The organism is Flavonifractor plautii ATCC 29863 (assembly GCF_000239295.1).
Lineage (GTDB): Bacteria > Bacillota > Clostridia > Oscillospirales > Oscillospiraceae > Flavonifractor > Flavonifractor plautii.
In genome coordinates, this window is sequence record NZ_JH417639.1 from 1 (window position 1) to 18,255 (window position 18,255).

The 18,255-nt window shown below is 59.9% G+C and carries 13 protein-coding genes and 1 pseudogene; 8 read left to right on the forward strand and 6 right to left on the reverse strand.

Going from position 1 to position 18,255, the window contains the following annotated elements; all coding sequences use genetic code 11:
* Positions 1-233: pseudogene (locus tag HMPREF0372_RS19930) on the forward strand (N-acetylmuramoyl-L-alanine amidase); the annotation flags it as partial.
* A 1-nt stretch (position 234) separates the two neighbouring features.
* On the forward strand, positions 235-714 hold the full coding sequence (locus tag HMPREF0372_RS01120; RefSeq protein ID WP_007488214.1) for a phage holin family protein: 480 nt from the start codon (positions 235-237) through the stop codon (positions 712-714).
* Between the two features lie 227 nt (positions 715-941).
* Here the strand turns inward: HMPREF0372_RS01120 and HMPREF0372_RS01125 are convergent, their stop codons facing one another.
* The 3 genes from HMPREF0372_RS01125 to HMPREF0372_RS01135 are packed head-to-tail and all read right to left on the reverse strand — an operon-like array spanning position 942 to position 3,468.
* A complete protein-coding gene (locus tag HMPREF0372_RS01125; protein ID WP_007488215.1) occupies positions 942-2,789 on the reverse strand; it encodes a heavy metal translocating P-type ATPase in 1,848 nt (615 codons plus the stop codon).
* 58 nt (positions 2,790-2,847) lie between these two features.
* Positions 2,848-3,066, reverse strand: a complete 219-nt coding sequence (locus tag HMPREF0372_RS01130; RefSeq protein WP_007488217.1) for a cation transporter — start codon at positions 3,064-3,066, stop codon at positions 2,848-2,850.
* A gap of 18 nt (positions 3,067-3,084) precedes the next feature.
* The gene (locus HMPREF0372_RS01135; protein WP_007488219.1) at positions 3,085-3,468 is read right to left on the reverse strand and encodes an ArsR/SmtB family transcription factor; all 384 of its coding nucleotides are present in this window, start codon (positions 3,466-3,468) and stop codon (positions 3,085-3,087) included.
* Positions 3,469-3,616: 148 nt separating this feature from the next.
* Here HMPREF0372_RS01135 and HMPREF0372_RS01140 point away from each other — a divergent pair, with 148 nt between their 5' ends.
* Positions 3,617-4,078 carry a pyridoxamine 5'-phosphate oxidase family protein gene (locus tag HMPREF0372_RS01140; RefSeq protein WP_007488220.1) on the forward strand — a complete coding sequence of 154 codons (462 nt, stop codon included), beginning with the start codon at positions 3,617-3,619 and terminating at the stop codon, positions 4,076-4,078.
* Between the two features lie 12 nt (positions 4,079-4,090).
* Positions 4,091-4,948, forward strand: coding sequence for an EamA family transporter (locus HMPREF0372_RS01145; protein WP_007488222.1), 858 nt, complete (start codon positions 4,091-4,093; stop codon positions 4,946-4,948).
* A 46-nt stretch (positions 4,949-4,994) separates the two neighbouring features.
* On the opposite strand, the gene HMPREF0372_RS01150 is transcribed toward HMPREF0372_RS01145, so the two are convergent.
* From HMPREF0372_RS01150 to HMPREF0372_RS01160, 3 genes are read right to left on the reverse strand one after another with little or no spacing between them, the layout of a single operon-like run.
* Complete coding sequence (locus HMPREF0372_RS01150; protein ID WP_007488225.1) at positions 4,995-8,165, reverse strand: hypothetical protein; 3,171 nt, start codon at positions 8,163-8,165, stop codon at positions 4,995-4,997.
* A 4-nt stretch (positions 8,166-8,169) separates the two neighbouring features.
* Positions 8,170-10,602 (reverse strand): efflux RND transporter permease subunit, encoded by a 2,433-nt coding sequence (locus HMPREF0372_RS01155; protein WP_007488226.1) that lies wholly within the window; start codon positions 10,600-10,602, stop codon positions 8,170-8,172.
* 18 nt (positions 10,603-10,620) lie between these two features.
* Positions 10,621-11,190 (reverse strand): TetR/AcrR family transcriptional regulator, encoded by a 570-nt coding sequence (locus HMPREF0372_RS01160; RefSeq protein WP_024723102.1) that lies wholly within the window; start codon positions 11,188-11,190, stop codon positions 10,621-10,623.
* Between the two features lie 355 nt (positions 11,191-11,545).
* On the opposite strand from HMPREF0372_RS01160, the gene HMPREF0372_RS01165 reads away from it, so the two are divergent.
* From HMPREF0372_RS01165 to HMPREF0372_RS01180, 4 genes are all read left to right on the forward strand, one after another.
* Complete coding sequence (locus HMPREF0372_RS01165; protein ID WP_007488230.1) at positions 11,546-12,205, forward strand: vitamin B12 dependent-methionine synthase activation domain-containing protein; 660 nt, start codon at positions 11,546-11,548, stop codon at positions 12,203-12,205.
* Positions 12,195-14,555, forward strand: a complete 2,361-nt coding sequence (locus tag HMPREF0372_RS01170) for a homocysteine S-methyltransferase family protein (RefSeq protein ID WP_007488231.1) — start codon at positions 12,195-12,197, stop codon at positions 14,553-14,555. The genes HMPREF0372_RS01165 and HMPREF0372_RS01170 overlap by 11 nt, the downstream gene beginning before the upstream one ends.
* Positions 14,552-16,330 carry a bifunctional homocysteine S-methyltransferase/methylenetetrahydrofolate reductase gene (locus tag HMPREF0372_RS01175; RefSeq protein ID WP_007488232.1) on the forward strand — a complete coding sequence of 593 codons (1,779 nt, stop codon included), beginning with the start codon at positions 14,552-14,554 and terminating at the stop codon, positions 16,328-16,330. Before HMPREF0372_RS01170 ends, HMPREF0372_RS01175 begins: the two co-directional genes overlap by 4 nt.
* Before the next feature lie 397 nt (positions 16,331-16,727).
* Entirely contained in the window at positions 16,728-18,017 is a 1,290-nt protein-coding gene (locus tag HMPREF0372_RS01180) for an O-acetylhomoserine aminocarboxypropyltransferase/cysteine synthase family protein (protein ID WP_007488234.1), read from the forward strand.
* Positions 18,018-18,255 lie beyond the last annotated feature (238 nt).

The following is an 18,255-nucleotide window of genomic DNA, read 5'->3' on the forward strand; positions in this document are numbered from 1 at the left end:
ACGGCAAGGACTGTCCCAAGACCATCCGGGCCACCGCCGGGGCCTGGGAGGCGTTCCTGGCGCTCTGCCGGGGAGAGACGGCGAATGTGTCCAAGTTGGACACCGACGTGGACACGCTGGCTAATGTCGGCATTATCGACCAGCCCGACTACTGGAAAGCCGGGAACTACTCCAAGGATACTGTGGAGGCCCTGATCGGGAAAACGGCGGATTATGTAAGGGAGGACGATTGATATGGAGCATATCAACGGATTCAAGGCGGCGGTCGCCGCCGTGCTGGGCGGTCTGACGGCCCTGTGGGGCTGGTTTGGCTGGCTGGTGCTTGCTTGGCTGCTCTGTATGGCGCTCGACTACGGCACCGGCACCGCCGCCGCCCTCCGGGCCGGGGAGTGGTCGTCCAAGGTGGCAAGGGACGGCCTGTGGCACAAGCTGGGGGCCGTGGTGGCCGTCCTGGTGGCCGCTATTCTGGACGGGGTGATCGGTTTGATTCTAGCCAACATCCCCGCCCTGGAGATGCCCTTCCAGTATGAGGTATTTGTGAGTGTTCTGGTGCTGGTCTGGTATATCATGACCGAGCTGGGGAGCATTGTGGAGAACATCGGTGCCCTCGGCGCCCCCGTGCCCGCATGGCTCCGCAAGGCCATCGCCGCGCTGGAGTCCACCGTGGACGGCGCCGGGGACAAGCTGGGAGACGGACAGGACGACGAAAAGTAAATCGCCAAACGATTGTGAATATCAACGCCCCAGCCCGATTGTACCGGGTTGGGGCGTTAAGTTTTCCCTTATATTTTCCCTTACAAGGATCTGAGCGTATAATACTCTATCAAACTATTTCCGAAGAAATGTCGCTTATGAACCATATAAAACTGGCAAAACTGAAACTATATGAGCGAATCGGGAGTATCGTCCGGAACCATGTGGTTCCAGGCATTTCTTATTGCTTATTTTACCGTTTTCAGCGCCCGCATGGCGTTGAGAATGGCGATGACGGACACGCCCACATCGGCGAACACCGCCTCCCACATATTGGCCGCACCGGCGGCGCTGAGCGCCAGCACCAGGAACTTGACGGCCAGGGCGAAGACAATGTTCTGACGGACGATGGCCAGGGTGCGCCGGGCGATTCGAATGGCGTCGGCAAGCTTGGAGGGCTTGTCATCCATCAGCACGATGTCGGCGGCCTCGATGGCGGCATCGGAGCCCAGGCCGCCCATGGCGATGCCGATGTCGGCCCGGGAGAGCACCGGGGCGTCGTTGATGCCGTCGCCCACGAAGGCCAGGGCCCCCTTGGGGGAAACCTCACCCAGCAGAGCCTCCACACGGGTCACCTTGTCGGCGGGGAGGAGCTGGGTGTGTACCTCGTCCAGGCCCAGCTCCTGTGCCACTGACTCACCCACGGCTTTGGCGTCGCCGGTGAGCATGACGGTTCTGCGCACACCACAGGCCTTCAGCGCGGTGATGGCCTCCTTCGCGTCGGGCTTCACCTCGTCGGAGATGACGATGTGGCCCAGGTAGACCCCATCGGAGGCCACGTGGACGGTGGTGCCTACCCGGTGACAGGGGTGCCAGCTCACGCCGATGTCCTCCATCAGCTTGTCGTTGCCGGCGCAGATCTGGCGGCCGTCCACTGTGGCCCGCACGCCCCGGCCGGACAGCTCCTCCACATTGGATACCCGGGAGGCATCCAATTCCTTGCCGTAGGCCTCCTTGAGAGAGCGGGAGATGGGGTGGTCGGAGTAGCTCTCCGCCAGGGCGGCCAGCTCCAGAAGCTGCGCCTCGCCGCAGTGGTCGGGATGGATGGCGGTGACGTTAAACACGCCGCGGGTCAGAGTGCCGGTCTTGTCAAAGACCACCAGTTCCGTTTTGGCCAGTACCTCCAGATAGTTGCCGCCCTTTACCAGAATACCGTTTTTAGAGGCCCCGCCGATGCCGCCGAAGAAGGACAAGGGCACGGAGATGACCAGGGCGCAGGGGCAGGAGACCACCAGGAAGTTCAAAGCCCGCTGGATGGAGTCCACCCATTGGATGGAGGTAAACAGGGGGGGCAGGAGGGCCAGAGCCACGGCGGCCAGCACCACGGCGGGGGTGTAGTACCGGGCGAACTTGGTGATGAAGTTTTCTGCCTTGGCCTTCTTGCTGGAGGAGTTCTCCACCAGATCCAGAATTTTAGCCACAGTGGACTCCTCAAAGGCCTTGGTGACCCGAACCCGCAGCAGGCCGGACAGGTTGACACAGCCGGAGATCACATCGTCGCCGGGCTGGGCCTCCCGGGGGAGGGACTCGCCGGTGAGGGCCGCAGTGTCCACGTTAGAGGTGCCCTCCAGCACCACGCCGTCCAGGGGGATGCGCTCGCCGGCCTTGATGACGATGGTGTCACCCACCGCCACATCCTCGGGCTCCACCTGCCGGAGCTGACCGTCCACCTCAATGTTGGCGTAGTCGGGCCGGATATCCATCAGGGAGGTGATGGACTTGCGGGACTGGTCCACGGCATAGCTCTGGAAGAGCTCGCCCACCTGGTAGAACAGCATGACGAATACGGCCTCGGGGTATTCGCCGGTGGCCAGGGCGCCCACAGTGGCCAAGGACATCAGAAAGTTTTCATCAAAGACCTGGCCGTGGGCGATGTTGCGCACGGCCCGCCACAGGACATCCCAGGCAATGACGGCATAGGGGATCAGAAAGGTGAACAGCCGCAGCCATCCCTCCGTGGGCAGGAGAAGTGCGACCGCAAAGAGCACTGCGCTGGCGAGGACGCGGAAGAGCATTCGCTTCTGCTTCTTGGACATAGGACATCGCTCCTTTGAAAAAATCCGGGACGGCCGCCGTAGGCCGTCCCTGGTGCGGTCAGCGGACGATGGTACAGTCTGGCTCCACCTTTTTGCACACCTTGACGACCTCGTTCAGAATTTCATCGAACCGGGTGTCGTCGGCGTCCAGAGTCAGCTTCTGGGTCATGAAGCTGACGGTGGCGTCGTGGACGCCGTCCAGCTTCTTGATAGCGGCCTCCATCTTGGCGGCGCAGTTGGCACAGTCCAGATCAATGAGCTTAAAGTGCTTTTTCATGGTAAAGTCTCCATTTCTTTATAGAATATGCAGAGGCAGCAGCTCCGCCACGTGCTCCATCCCCTGGTCCAATATGGTGCGCACGTGCCCGTCGGCCAGAGAATAGAATACGGTCTTGCCCTCCCTGCGGGCCTTGACCAGCCTGCTCTGCTTGAGAGAGCGGAGCTGGTGGGAGATGGCGGACTGGGTCATGCCCAGGAGCTGGGCGATGTCGCAGACGCACATCTCTGATTCAAAGAGGACGTACAGGATTTTAATGCGGGTGGAGTCGCCGAAGATTTTGAACAGCTCCGCCAGGTCGTAGAGAACCTCCTCATCCGGCATGTTCTGGTTGACCTGGTTCACGATGGCCTCATGCACATGCATGTACTCGCAGCGTTCCACATCCTTGGGTTCCGGCATCCGATCACATCCGTTCTAAAACATATGAGCTATTGTTCATGTGTTATTATATGCTTGATTGTTCAAATGTCAATAGGTTTTGCAAAAATATTTTTATTGCCCACCAGGTGATCTGGCGGTATGATTAGAAAAAAGGAGGGAAACACGAATGAAGCGAGACGCAAATCCGGAGAAGGGGCTGGAGGCTCTGGATCAGTGTGAATACATGGTTCTGGCCATGACCGATGGAGAGGGAAAGCCCTACTGCATCCCCCTCAACGGGGTACGGGTGGGGGAGAAGATCTATTTCCACTGCGCAAAGGCGGGGGAGAAGGTGGACTGTCTGCGGACCCATCCGCAGGTCTGCCTGACCGCGGTGGGACACCAGCGGGTGATCCAGGCCATCTATGAGACGGAGTACCAGTGCGCAGTGGTACGCGGCACCGCCGGAGAGGTCACAGACGAGACGGAGATGCGGGAGGCCCTCTGGGCTCTCTGCCGCAAGTACAGCCCGGACTGCCTGGAGCGGGTGGAACAGGTGATTGACGACAGCTTTGCCCGGGTGGCCATCTGGAAAATCTGTATTGAGTCCGTCAGCGGCCGCTGGAGGGATTACAGCGGCCAGGGCTGACCAGAGGCGCGTATGTGGATTCTATATGCCTTTGCCTCCGCGTTCTTTGCGGGAGTGACCGCCGTCTTGGCCAAGCTGGGCATGGAGGGAGTCAATTCCCATCTGGCCACGGCACTGCGCACCATTGTGGTGGCGCTCTTCGGCTGGGCAATGGTTTGGGTGGCGGGCTCCAGCGGCGCAGTCGGGGCGCTTGAACCGCGGAGCTGGCTGTTTCTCATCCTGTCCGGTCTGGCCACCGGAGGGAGCTGGCTGTGCTATTTTCGGGCGCTCCAGCTTGGGGAGGTCAACCAGGTGGCCCCCGTGGATAAATCCAGCACTGTGCTGACCATGCTGCTCTCCATCCTGTTACTGGGAGAGGCGGCCCACTGGAATACGTTATTGGGGATGGGGCTGATCCTGGCCGGCACCCTGGGGATGCTCCAGCGGAAGCCCCGGGAACGGGCCTCCTCCGGCTGGGGGTGGCTGCCCTGGGCGGTGCTCTCCGCCGTGTGCGCCAGCCTGACTTCCATCCTGGGCAAGGTCGGCATGACCGGCGTGGACTCCTATGTCGGCACCGCCATCCGCAACATGGTGGTGCTGGCAATGGCCTGGGCTCTGGTGCTCGGGCTGGGGCTCCAGCGGGAGATTCCGGCGCTGAGCCGGAAAAACTGGGGGTTTCTGGCTGTGTCCGGCGTGTCTACCGGGCTGTCCTGGATGTTTTACTACCGGGCGCTCCAGGAGGGGCCGGCCAGCGTTGTGGCCCCCATCGACAAGCTGAGCATTCTGGTGACGGTTGGCTTTTCCTGCCTGGTGCTCCGTGAGCGGCTGAGCCGCCGGGCTGCCGCCGGGCTGCTCGTGCTCACCTGCGGCACCCTTCTTTTGCTGCTGTAGCATGAAACAGCGCCCCATGGCTTTTGCCACGGGGCGCTGTTTTGGCCTAAACAGAGGCAGCTGCGTTTGTTTTTTTCCGTCTGCGGCGGAGGAACAGCAGGGCGAGAAGTACCGCCGCAGCCGCGGCGGCCAGTACCCAGGGGAGAAGGGTTCCGCTTCCGGAGGCGCTGAGCAGCAGAGTACCGGCGGTGGGGGCGGTGAGCACCAGATAGCTGCCATCCCGCTCCGCCTCGATAGGGACGGCGGAGCCGTCCTGAAGCAGGGCAGCGCGCACAGAGCCCCTAAGACCGTCGGCGCATACCCGCAGCGTCACGGTGTCAGGGAGCTCCGCCCCGTCCGTGATCTGGTAGTCATAGGCGGCAGCGCCGTCTACCGGCTCCGGCCGCTGTGCCAGCTCCAGCCGTGCGTCGGGAGAGAATGCTCCCTCGGCGAGAAGCAGGGGGCGTTCTCCGCCGGAGGAGATAGTGGTCACCCAGTCCTCGTAGACTGCCTCCACCGTCAGGCTCCGGGTGATGTGGTTGTGGTCAAAGGGAGCCCAGGCGCCATAGCGCCCGCCGTCGCTGGGTACTTCCGGGAAGGCGGCGGGGTCCAGGCTGCCGCCGTAGGGCACCTCCACTGTGTCCACCACCTGCTCCCCGGCCTGGAAGGTGACGCGGAAGGTGAGAAAGTCCGCCGGAATGCCCTCCAGGGCGGAGAAGGCGCCAAAGGAGAGGGGGGCGGTCTGCCCGGCGTAGTCGATGCCGTCAATTCCGACTGCCTTCTCCTGAAGGTAATAGTTGCCGGAAACTGTGCCGTCAGCCCAGCCGGCCACCGCGCCCAGACGTTCGCCGCTGCCGTCGATGCGGGTCATGGCGATGCAGTCCGCGATATCCCTGCCCTCGCCGGCAATGCCGCCCAGGCTGCTGTCCCCGGTTACGTCGGCCTGGGCGGCACAGGAGCGGAGCACTCCCCGGGAGAGCCCCGCGATACCGCCCGCAAAGGAGCCATCGTCGGCCCCCACGGGTCCCATACTGGTGCAGGAGAGGGCAGCGCCCACCTCGCCCCGGCCCAGGACACCGCCGGCGCACTCATTCTTGGCGGTGACGGGGCCACGGTTGTCACACTGGTAGAGGATCGCTTTGAGCAGAGCGGTGGTATCCACCAGCAGATTTTCACTGTCCAGCTCCAGATTCTCCTCGGGGTCCAGGGAGAGCTCAGGGGAGACCGCTCCCGCAATGCCGCCCACGTTGGTGTCGGCCTGGATGCCGCCCTCATTCCGGCAGCCTACCACCCGGCCCGGGCCGCTCTGGGCCCCCTCGGCCGAAGTGTTCTCCTTCACCGTCTTTTCCGGAACCTCGGTCAGTTCCACAATGGCTTTCCGGGCCTCGTCAAGCTGCCCGATGATAGCAGTGGTGGTGGCATGCAGCTCCTGGTTGGTCTGGCCGGCCCCCTGGGTCATCTGATCCACCCGTTGGCTGATGTCATCCAAGTGCCCGTCCAGCTCGTCCAGGCGCTCCTGTCCCTTGTCGCCCAAGGTGTCCAGATAGCCGTTCAGGACATCCTCGATGATATCGGCCTGGCTGTTAACCACCCGGAGCTGCTCCACGCTGCCCTGGCTGAAGTCCTTGACATGGCCGTTCAGGGCATCGAGGGCCTTTTCCAGTGCCCGGGCGGCCCGGTCCATGTCACGGCGGGCGTCGCCCATCTCATCTCCGGCCTCTTGCCACAGTGTTGTCAGACGGTCCGCCAAGTGGAACGTGTCGGAGCCCATGGCCTCCAGATGGCCGCTGATGCGGCTGAGGTGCCCGTTGAAATCGATGGAACCCACATCCCAGCGCTTATAGGCATCCAGGATGCCAGCCAGATCCAGGCGGGCCGCAGCCTGGAGGGCGTCCTTGACAAAGGACTCCAGCCGGTCGGTCTCGTCCGCGATCTGACGCAGCTCCGACACAAGACCGCTGTGTTCCCGCTCCAGTGCGTCCAGCGTGGAGGAGAGACTGTCTCCGGTGTCGGACAGGCTGTCCTCCAGAGTGCCGGTCAGATTTTTCAGCCCCTTGCGTAGGGCGGTGAGCTGGTTGCCCACCTCGTCCAGATCGGCGCTGGCCCGCCGGGTGAGGCGGTCCACCTCGTCCAGCAGGCCGCTCATGGCCCCGTTGATGGTCTGGACCGCGTCGTAGACCTGGTCGGCGGCGGCTGAGGTGTCTGTGTTGAAATCGCTGCCCGTTCCGTGGATTACGTCCTGGATGGCGGAGAGGGAGCCATGGATAGCGGAGATATCGTCTACTGCATCTCCGGCTGAGGAATGGATTTGGCCGGAGAGCTGAGTCATGAGGGTGGAAAGGGAGGCCAGGGCGCCGTCCAGCCGCTCCATGGGGTCCTCTCCGTAGGTGAGGGTCACGTAGGGCTCAAACTGGCCCACGATGCCCCCTACGTCCTTACGCCCCAGGATCTCACCATCGTTGAAGCAGCGAAGCAGCGCGCCGTTCTGAATCCCGGCGATGCCGCCGGTGTTGTATCCGGTGTGGGCGTAGCCCACAGCGGCGTGATTGGTGCAGTCGGCCACGGTGCCGGTATTGCGCCCGGCGATGCCTCCGCTGTTGGTGGCGGCATCGTTTCCACCAGTGTTGACTTCCCCCAGGTTAGTGCAGCTCTGGATCATGCCCTCATTGCGCCCGGCAATGCCGCCGCTGTTGGTGTTTCCGGTGACAGAGGCCCGGTTGGTGCAGCTCCGCACCACGCCGGAGCTCCCGTTGACGCCTACCAGTGCGCCCACGTCCTCATCTCCCGTCACATCGCCAGTGACGGTGACTTGTTCCACTGTGCCGTGGTTCTCACCGGCCAGGATGCCCACCTGCGACTGGGAGCCGCCAGGGGCCACTACCCCGTCCAGAGTCAGATTTTTTACGACAGCCCCCTCGCCCAGCGTGCGGAACAGGCCTACCTTGGAACCCTTGTCCAGCCAGGCGAAGCCGGAAATGGTGTGTCCGGCCCCGTCAAAGGTGCCGCGGAACACGGGAATGGTGGAAAAGCCGGTACCAGCCAGGGAAATGTCGGCGGCCAGCACCACGGTTACCCCTTGAGACCAGGTATCCGAGGTGCAGCTTTGGGCCAGCTTGAGCAGCCCGCTGGCATCATGAATGGTGATGGTATCCCCCTCCGCGCCGGCGGGGGGCAGCAGTCCCAGGCAGAATACCAGGGCCAGCAGCAGGGCGGCGCCCCGTTTTGCATAGTTCATCATGGCGTTATTCCTCCGTTTTATCCAGATCCTGCCGCTTGCTCTCAATGAGGGCATCCACGCTGCCGTGGAGCACGCCCTTGAACTCGCCGTCAATGAAACCGGACACGTGGCCCCGGACGTGTCCTTCCAGACGCATGGTGCCGTTCTGGAAGCGCTGTTTCCGGTCCCGGTTGAGGGTAATGGCGGTGCGCTCGATAAGGGCGTCGCCCAGCACCAGGAGCTGGGGCAGCACAGTCATGACCAGGACGATGGAGGTCAGGGTGCCACGGCCCAGGGTATCGCCGATGGAGGAGATAATGGTGTCGGTGGACAGCTTGCCGATGAGAAAGCCGGCCACAGTCATGATGGAGCCGGAAGTAAGCACGGTGGGGAAGCTCTGGTTGAGCGCCTCCACGGCGGCGGCCCGACGGTCAAGCACGGTCTTGAGCTGTAAGTAGCGGTTGGTGATGACGATGGCGTAGTCAATGGTAGCGCCCATCTGTATGGCGCTGACAATCAGGTAACTCATAAAAAACAGGTTGGTACCCGTCAGGAAGGGGAAGGAGAAGTTGATCCAAATGGAGCCCTGGATGGTGAGCACCAGCAGGATGGGCAGCCCAGCGGACTTGAAGGTAAACAGCAGGATAACCACCACAAAGAGCACGGTGAGCACACTGATTTTCAGGTTGTCCCCGGTGAAGGAGGCGGCCAGATCCCGGGCGTTGGTGGAATTGCCCACCAGCACCACATCGTCTCCGTAGTATTCCGCGGCAATGGCGCGGATCTGGTCCAGGAGGGCATAGGTCTCCGCCCCCTCCTCGGGGAGATCGGCAGTAAAGACCATCCGGGTCCACTGTTCCCCTTGGAGCTGCTGGAGTCCGTCGTCCAGGGTATCCTGCAGCTCCTCCACCTGGCTGGCCTGCTCTCCGCTCAGGCGGATAACCCCCTTGTCCTTCTGCTCCAGCAGGAACTGGAACACATCCAGCAGGGGCACGGAATAGTCGTCCGTGTCCTGAAAGATAGCGCCGTATTCCTCCACGCTCAGGCCGTAAGCCTGGTAGAGCAGCCGGGCCAGCTCGATGTCCACGCCCGCCAGCTCGGCAAACTGCCGGGGGGTCAGCTTGTCGGTGAGGTAGCGGCCGTCCTCCACCTCAATGTTGGCCAAGCCGGTGGCGGTCGTCACGTTGTCCAGGGCCTCCACCCGGCGGAGCACCGCACCCTCGCTGTCGTAGTCCCCACGGGGAACCAGTACGGCAATGGTGTTGGTATAGCCGAAGGTCTCGTTGATCTTGTCCATGGCGATACGGGTCTCCGGACGGTTGCCTGAGTTGGTGGAATTGGTGGAGAATACATAGTCGCACTGGTTGGAGCAGTAAATGCCGCCGATGACGCACACGGCGAACACCGCCGGAAGCACGAAGCGCAGCTTCATGATGAGGCGGCCCCAGCCTGCGATGGAGGGCACTAGGTTTTTGTGGCGGGTCTTTTCGATGCCCCGGTTGAAAAGCATCAGCAGACCGGGCATGAGCAGAAACACCGACAGCATGGAGCAGACAATGCCCTTGGACAGGACGATACCCATGTCGAAGCCGATGCGGAACTGCATCAGCATCAGGGCCACCAGGCCGGAGATAGTGGTGAGGGAGGAGGAGGAGATCTCCACGATGGCCTTGCTCAGGGCGGCAATGTCCGCCTCTCGGGCGTCCAGACCGTTGTCCCGCTCCTCCATATAGCGGTGGCAGAAGATAATGGCGTAATCGATGGCCAAGGCAAGCTGGAGCACCACGGCGATGGCGTTGGTGATGAAGGAAACCGAGTCAAAGAGAAAGTTGGTGCCCATGTTGAGGATGGCGGAGACCACAAACACAATGAGAAAGACCAGGACCTCCAGATAGCTCTTGGAGGTGAACAGGAGTACCGCTACGATGACGGCGGCGGCAATGGCCAGAATGACCGTCATCTCCTGCATAAGGCTGTCTGAGTCGTACGGATCGCCGCTGGGGAAGACGTAGTGATCGTAGGGCGCTGCCAGCTCCTTTACGGCCGCGAGGGCGGCGTCCGCCTCCGGACTGCCCTCCTCACCGGTAAAGGAGACGGAAAAGAGGGCGGAGGAGTCCTTAAAGTGGTCGGTACTGTCGTCAAAGGCGACGGAGGACACGCCATCCAGCTCCGCTAATTGAGCGGCTACCTTTTCGGCTTGGCGGTAGGTCACATTGGAGAGCATGACCTGAGCGGAGGCGTAGGTGGTGAACTCCTCGTCCATAAGGGTCAGCCCCCGTCGGGTCTCGGTTTCGGCGGGGAGATAAGAGGTGATGTCATTGTTGACCACCACCTTGTCAATAGAGCTGCCGCAAAAGAGCACCGCCGCCAGGAAGACCAGAAAGAAGGCCTTTCGCTTGTCGACAATGAACCGCGCCAGCTTGGTTACAGGGGTTTCAGAGCTTGATGTTTGTGACATGGGTGGGATTCCGCCTTTCTAAACCGGGAGCTCGGGTTGAGGAATGAAGTGCTCTACATGCCGAAGCAGCACTTCGTCTGGAACGTCTGCACCGCTGGAGAGCCACCAGCGGATCAGGGCGAGCAGGCCGCCGGCATAGAAGCGGGCCGTCAGCTCCGGGTCAAACCCGGCGGCCGGGGCGCTCTCCGACAGCTTTCGCTTCAGGGCATCCGTAATGATCTCGTCCAGCACGTAGAACTCTGCTGCGCCCTGGACGGTGAGGAACATCCCCCTGTGGGACTTCAGGAAGGAGAGCGCGTTGTGAAAAAGGACCATAAAATACTCCCGGGGCCCGGTACGTGGGTCCAGGGAGGGGTCCACCGGCTCGAAGTATTTCTGTAGTTCGTCCACAGCATAGCGCAGCAGGGCCAGCTTGTCATCGAAATGGGCGTAGAAAGTGGTGCGGTGGACCATGGCGCGCTGGCAGATATCCACCACCGAGATTTCACTCAGCGGACGCTCCTCCAGCAGGGAGAGCAGGGCGTCGGCGAGGAGCTTCCGGGTACGGCGCTGCCGCAGATCTTCCCGGGGCTGGCTGGTTTGTTTCAATGGGATCCGCTCCTTATTCTGGGATGGGAAGAAGTGTAGCACAGACAAAAATAAATGTCAAGATAAACAACATGTGTAGATTAAGTGAAACACACGAAACTTTTTCTGTTGAGGATTATAGGGATACAAATGGAACCGAGCTGTGCGAGAGGGCGGGGAATGAGAGACAACCGCCCTCTTTATATAATTTTATAGGTGCGCAAAGTAGGTTTCGTGCAAAACAAGTAAACCGAAGCCGGATAACCCATTGACGTAGTAGGAGATTGTTGCTATACTAATTTAATCCATATTGATTGGTGGGAAAGCTTGCGCTGCATGGAAGCAGTGATAAGAGAAGAAAAAGGAGGGGAAACGTGTGAAGCTGAATGTGGACGAGGCGTTGCGTTATCTGGGCATCGGCGGACAAGCAGCCGAGTCCATTCGGGCGAGTGTGGCTGCTGTCGCAGACAAGTTAACGGCTGCTATACAGCCCAGATACACCTACCGCGTGTGTTCCCTTCAAAAAACAGAGGCCGGATTCCTGCTGCCGGAGGCCGAGCTGGTCCTTCCGGGCGCGGACGCAGCGAAAATGCTGGAGCAGTGCGATCAGGCCGTGCTGATGGCGTGCACTCTGGGGACGCAGTTTGAAGCCCTCTTGCGCAGGGAACAGGCTCGTGATATGTCCAGGGCAGTCATTCTGGCTGCCTGCGGCAGCGCCTGGGTGGAGGCCGGGTGCGACCAGGTGGAGCAGGAACTGGCGCGTTGTCTTCCGAACCGCTATAGAACGGACCGGTTCAGTCCCGGGTACGGGGATCTGCCGTTGTCTTTGCAGCCGAAGATCTGCGCCGCACTGGATACCCAAAGGCGGCTTGGACTGTATGTAACAGAGAGCTATTTGATGAACCCATCCAAGTCAGTCACCGCCATCATCGGCTTGTCCGACTGGCCCCAGATGGCCCGCATCCGTGGATGCGCATATTGTTCGATGCGTGAGACCTGCAAATTGCGCGTGGGAGGAAAACACTGTGGGAATTGAGATACCTCAAAACAAATTTTTGATCCTGGACGGCGCTATGGGCACCGTTCTCCAGCAGCGGGGACTGTCTCCCCAAGGCCGGCCGGAGCTGCTGAATCTGACGGAGCCGGAGCTGCTGGATTCCGTCTATAAAGAGTACATCGCCGCCGGAAGCCAGGTGATTTATGCCAACACCTTCGGTGCCAACGGCTTAAAGCTAGCCAAGACGGGCCACAGTGTGGAGGAGGTCGTGGGTGCGGCCATCGCTGTGGCAAAGAAAGCGGCGGCCGGTACCGGTACCCTGGTGGCGCTGGATGTGGGCCCGCTTGGCGAGCTGTTGGAGCCTATGGGTACGCTGTCTTTTGAGCGGGCATATGACCTGTTCCGCGAAATGGCGGAAGCTGGTGCAAAGGCCGGCGCGGACTTAATCGTGGTGGAAACCATGACAGACCTGTACGAGGCCAAGGCTGCCCTGCTGGCGGCCAAGGAGGCCGCCCACCTGCCGGTGTTTGTCACCATGTCCTTTGATGCCGGCGGCCGGACCTTCACCGGCTGTACGGTCGCCTCCATGGCCCGTACACTGGAGGGCCTGGGTGCGGACGCTATTGGACTGAACTGTTCGCTGGGGCCAGACCTGCTGGCGCCGCTGCTGAAAGAACTGTGTGAGAATACCCGCCTGCCGGTCATTGCCAAGCCTAACGCGGGCCTGCCGGACCCGGTGGATGGACACTATGATATGGGACCGGAGGACTTTGCCCAGGCTCTGCTGACCTGCGTGGAGGCTGGTATCTCCATCGTGGGCGGCTGTTGCGGTACATCCCCGGAATACATTCGTCGGCTGACGGCAGTTCTGGAAGGAAAAAAGCCCGTATCCCGGCACTATAACAACACCGGTCTTGTCTGTACCCCTGTGACACCCATCCGACTGAATGGTGTGCGGGTGATTGGCGAGCGTATCAACCCCACCGGGAAAAAGCGTTTCCAGCAGGCACTGCTGGAAAATGACCTGGACTATATCCTGGATGTGGGTGTCCAGCAGGAGGATGCCGGAGCGGACATCCTGGATGTGAACGTAGGCTTCCCCGGTGTGAATGAAGTGGTTATGCTGCCCAGAGTGGTAAAGAAGCTGCAAAGCGCGATCGCTGTGCCGTTGCAGCTCGATTCCTCCAACCCGGACGCACTGGAGGCAGGGCTGCGGGTCTATAACGGCAAGGCTGCGGTGAACTCTGTCAACGGAGAGCCGGAGGTTCTGGAGCGTGTGCTGCCTATTGTGAAGAAGTACGGCGCGTCCGTGGTGGGTCTGACGCTGGATAAAAACGGCATCCCCAAAACAGCGGAAGAGCGGGTCGCCATCGCCTGCCGCATTCTGCAGGCTGCTTTGGACCACGGCATCCCCAGAGAGGATGTGTGGATTGACTGCCTGACCCTGACGGTCTCGGCCCAGCAGGAGCAGGCTGCGGAGACGTTGAAAGCGGTGCGGACCATCCGGGAGGAGCTGGGGCTGCAGGTGGTGCTGGGCGTGTCCAACATCTCCTTTGGCCTGCCCAACCGCAAGCTGATCACGCAGAACTTTTTGATTCAGGCCATGCATGCCGGGCTGACTCTGCCCATCATCAACCCAAATCAAACGGAGATGATGGACGCGGTGGCGGCGTACCGTGTACTCTCCGGAGAGGACCGGGAGTGCCGAGCCTATGTTGCCCGTTTCGCGGCGGAGTCCCCTGTCGTGCAGGCAGCGCCGAAGGCGGATGCCCTGACGTTGGGCGATGCGGTCATCCGTGGGTTGAAGGCCGATGCCGGAAAGCTGGCTGCCAAAGCGCTGGAGACCGAGGATGAGCTGTCTCTGGTAGAAAACCACCTGATCCCCGCACTGGACAAGGTGGGAGAGGACTATGACAAGGGTACGGCATTCCTGCCCCAGCTGCTCAGCGCCGCCCAGGCGGCACAGGCAGTATTCGAGGTCATCCGGAGCTCTATTGCCGCCAAGGGCGGTGTGCCCGTGAAGAAGGGAAAACTCATCGTTGCCACTGTGCAGGGCGACATTCATGACATTGGCAAAAATATTGTGAAAACCGTACTGGGAAATTACGGCTACGAGGTGTTGGATCTGGGCCGGGATGTGCCGCCGGAGACCATCCTGCGGACGGTTCAGGAGCAGGGGGTGCGCCTGGTGGGCCTGTCCGCCCTGATGACCACCACACTGCCCGCCATGGAAAAGACCATCCGGTTGCTGCACACTATGGAGGAGCCCCCGGTCATCTTTGTGGGCGGCGCGGTGGTGACGCCGGAATACGCCAAACAAATGAATGCGGACTACTACGCCAAGGATGCCCACCAGTCGGTGGAGATCACCAGAAAGGTCATGGGATGATGGATATCCGCACCTATTTATCGCAGGGAAAGCCATTGCTGTTTGACGGGGCTATGGGCACTTATTTCGCCGCCCATCCGGGCCGGGCTGAGGAACGCTGTGAACGGGCCAACCTGACCCGCCCGGAGGAAATTCTGCGCATCCACCGCGCTTATTTGCAGGCCGGCTGCCGGGCCATCAAGACCAATACCTTTGCCATCAGTGGAGATCTCTCCGATGGGAACGATGAAACCGCCTGCGACATCGTAAATGCGGCCTGCCACCTGGCACGGCAAGCCGCTCAACCCTATGGGGCTTATGTATTTGCAGATCTGGGCCCCGCGCCCCGTGACCACAGCCGCGCCCCGGCAGATCTATACCAGACGCAGGCGCAGTGGTTTCTGGAACAGGGGGTGACCCATTTTTTGGTGGAAACGCTGTCTGGTGACGAGGGGCTCCCGGAATTGGCTGGTTGGTTGAAGGAAAAAAATCCGGATGCGTTTCTTATGGTTTCCTTTGCCGTGGACCATAGTGGGATGACCAGCGCCGGACGTTTGGGCAGCGAGCTGTATCGCTTTGCATCGGAACTGGCTGGGGTGGATGCAGTGGGCTTTAACTGTGTTTCTGGCCCCCGCCATTTGCTGAAATACATTCAGACCCTGGAGCTGAGCGATAAGCCTCTGACTGTCATGCCCAACGCCGGTTACCCCACCGTGCTGGGCCGCCGCACGGTATTCGGCGGTCAGCCTGACTACTTTGCAGGGCAGATTGCACAAATCGTTCAGGCTGGCGCCTCCATCGTAGGCGGCTGCTGCGGTACTACGCCGGAACATATTGCCCAGACGGCGCAGGCTTTGAAAGAGCCGCTTCCTAAGTGCACCGTTTCTGCTCCGAAAAAGCTGCTCAAACCTGCGGCCAATGCGTCCAACTCCCTTTGGGAGAAGTTGGAGGCGGGTAAGCGTGTCATTGCCGTGGAACTGGACCCACCCGTAGATGACGACAGCGCGGGCTTTTGGGAGGGGGTGCAGGCCTTGCGGGGCTCGGGGGCCGATGCGGTGACGATCGCAGATTGTCCCATCGGTCGCCCACGGGCGGACAGCAGCCTGTTGGCCTGTAAAATCAAGCGGGATATTGGTATAGAGCCGTTGCCCCATATGACCTGCCGTGACCGCAATCTGAATGCTACCAAGGCTCTGCTTTTGGGCTTGTCCATGGAAGGGGTACACAATGTGCTGGTGGTCACCGGCGACCCTATCCCTACCGAGGATCGGAACGAAGTCAAAAGCGTATTCAATTTCAACTCCCGCAAGCTGGCCCGCTTTGTCCATATGCTGAATGAAAATACCCTGCGTACCCCCTTTCGTATCTATGGCGCTCTGAATCTGAACGCCCGCAATTTTGATGTGGAACTGCGGCGGGCACAGGAGAAAGAGGCATGTGGTGTTTCCGGCTTTCTGACACAGCCGGTGTTGTCCGCCGAGGCGCTGGACAACCTGAAATTGGCACACAAGACTCTGCGGGGCAAGATTCTGGGCGGGATATTCCCCGTGGTGAGCCACCGAAACGCCTGTTTTCTGAACAATGAGATTTCAGGCATGCGGGTGTGCGATGAGATCATTCATTTATATGAGGGGAAGGACCGTGATGCAGCGGAAGCTCTGGCGGTCACCGTTTCGACGGCGATTGCCAAAGAGATCTTCCCCTACACCGACGGTTATTACCTCATGACCCCGTTCCGCCGGGTGGCGCTGATGGAGCATATTATTCAAAATATTCAGCAATCGTGCATTTCATAAGCAAGGAAAAGGGGCCGTTCGTGTGAATGGCTCCTTTTTTGCTCTGGTCGGTTCTTTAACAGGTCTTTATACCAGATCAATCAATAATGAAATTACCTATTGACATCATAGGAAATAGGTGGTAGTATAATCCCATAAACCAACTGAGTAAATTGGTTTTAGAGGGGCGTGCAAAATGAGCAATCTGTTTCAACAACTGTTGCGCAGCAATTTCCGCTGTGGACGAATGCTGAACTCCCGGGCACTGGATTTGGCCGGGTGGATCGGTATGTCCTCCACTCACTTTGTTGTGATTTAATAAGATCATTACATGGCCATATCTCTTTGTCCGGGAGCGAATAACGCCCCGGTCTTTTTGTATCTAAAATCAAACTATAAACTGAAAGAGGTATAAACCATGAATAACAATTATAAGTTTGAAACCCTGCAGCTTCACGTTGGTCAGGAACAGCCCGATCCCGCTACGGATTCCCGTGCAGTACCGATTTACCAGACCACTTCCTATGTCTTCCGCAACTGCGCCCATGCGGCGGCCCGCTTCGGGCTGACGGATGCCGGTAATATTTATGGCCGCCTGACCAACTCTACGCAGGATGTGCTGGAAAAGCGCCTCGCAGCATTGGAGGGTGGCGTGGCGGCTCTGGCTACCGCTTCTGGTGCCGCCGCCATCTCCTATACCATTCAGGCGCTGGCCCAGGCTGGCGACCACATCGTGGCGCAGAAGACCATTTACGGCGGCAGCTACAACCTGCTGGCCCACACCCTGCCCCAGTTCGGTGTCTCCACTACCTTCGTCAACTCTCATGATCTTACAGAAGTGGAAAATGCCATTCAGGATAACACCAAGGCAATTTATCTGGAGACTCTGGGCAACCCCAACTCTGACATTCCAGACATCGACGCCATTGCAGCCATCGCCCACAGGCACGGTCTGCCTCTGGTCATCGACAATACCTTCGGCACGCCCTATCTGGTCCGCCCTATTGAGCACGGCGCTGATATTGTGCTCCACTCCGCCACCAAGTTCATCGGCGGCCACGGCACCACACTGGGCGGCATCATCGTGGACTCCGGCAAGTTCGACTGGAAGGCCAACGGCAAGTACGCGCCCATTGCAAACCCCAATCCCAGCTACCACGGTGTCAGCTTTGTGGACGCTGTCGGTCCCGCCGCTTTTGTTACTTACATTCGGGCCATCCTGCTGCGGGATACCGGCGCCGCCATCTCTCCCTTCAACGCCTTCCTGCTGCTGCAGGGTGTGGAGACCCTGTCTCTTCGTCTGGACCGCCACACAGAGAACACCAAGAAGGTCGTGGAGTTCCTCGCAAACCATCCCAAGGTGGAGCATGTGAACCATCCCTCCCTGCCCGAGCATCCCGACCACGCTCTGTATGAGAAGTATTTTGCCAACGGCGGCGGCTCCATCTTCACCTTTGAAATCAAGGGTGGTCAGGAGGAAGCCCACAAGTTTATCGACAGTTTGGAAATCTTTTCCCTGCTGGCAAACGTGGCCGACGTGAAGTCCCTGGTGATCCATCCGGCCACCACCACCCACAGCCAGCTTTCTGCTGAGGAGCTGCTCGACCAGGGCATCAAGCCCAACACCATCCGCCTCTCTATCGGCACCGAGCATATTGATGACATCATTGCCGACCTGGAAAAGGGCTTTGCCGCTGTGAAATGCTGATTGCAAATTTGAAGTAAAGCACAATTTTATGTTTTGGAAAGGATTTTGACTATGATGTGTATGTGTCAAATTATGCACTGTTATAAAAATCGAATCATTTCCATACCTCGCCTGCGTTTGATACGATAGGCTGTGCTTTGTGTGCAATTAAGCGGGGTATCCATGAGAAACGGATGCCCCGCTCTTTATTTTCTCACGGAAGGAAACGTAAGATGCAGTCTATATATATTTAAAGAAC